Annotated in this window: 1 protein-coding gene; it reads left to right on the forward strand. The window is 53.8% G+C overall.

The features are described 5' to 3' along the window. Positions 1 to 86 precede the first annotated feature (86 nt). Entirely contained in the window at positions 87 to 887 is an 801-nt protein-coding gene (locus tag GE027_RS22615; RefSeq protein ID WP_153559498.1) for an IS5 family transposase, read from the forward strand. Positions 888 to 899 lie beyond the last annotated feature (12 nt).

Raw genomic sequence — 899 nt, forward strand, 5'->3', positions numbered from 1 at the left:
TAAGAACGTGTTTTGAAATTGCCATGAGCGCATAAAAATCGCTACAGCTCCGGGTGCAAATCAATCCCAAGGAAGGAGCTGTAGCGATGTCGAATCAGAAGGAATATGCCAGCAACCTCACCGACAAACAATGGCAGTTGATCAGGAAACTGCTGCCAAAGCCGAAAAAACGAGGGCGAAAGCCGATTGATCGACGCGCTGTCATCAACGCCATCCTCTACTGGAACCGGACGGGTTGCCAGTGGCGATACCTCCCGTCGGATTTCCCGAACTGGAACACCGTCTACGGAATCTTCCGCAAATGGAGATTGGATGGCACGTGGAAACGCATTCATGACCGACTTCGAGAGCTGGTTCGCAAAGCCCATGGAAGGAAGCCCACGCCAACGGCGGCGATTGTCGACAGCCAGTCCGTCCGCACGGCCGAAGGTGGCGAGCAACGCGGCTTTGACGGCGGAAAGAAGATCACAGGGCGCAAGCGACACATTGCGGTCGACACACTTGGGCTGTTGCTGGTGGCGGTCGTGCACTCCGCTGACTTGCAGGACTACGAGGGCGGGCATTTTGTTCTCCATCGAATCAAGGAGACATATCGCCGACTCAAGGTCGTTTTTGCTGACAGTGCGTACGGCAAACAGGGGCTTCCCCAATGGGCACAGGAACGTTGCCAAGTCATTCTACAAACCGTTTTGCGTCCCGTCGGCATCAAAGGCTTCGTAGTGCTTCCGAAGCGTTGGATCGTCGAGCGAACTTTCGCGTGGATGAACAGACATCGTCGCCTATCGAAAGACTATGAACGATTGACCGAGAACAGTGAAGCTGTAATGTACATTGCCATGATTGACCTCATGTCCAGGCGGCTGGCGAGGTCGAAAACGGCTTTTTAAAACACGTTCTAA

This window comes from Roseimaritima sediminicola, assembly GCF_009618275.1.
In the GTDB taxonomy this organism is placed as follows: Bacteria; Planctomycetota; Planctomycetia; order Pirellulales; family Pirellulaceae; genus Roseimaritima; species Roseimaritima sediminicola.

Excerpts from the sequence above, each read along its gene's own strand:
- GE027_RS22615 (WP_153559498.1), top strand. The coding sequence starts at position 87 with ATGTCGAATCAGAAGGAATATGCCAGCAACCTCACCGACAAACAATGG.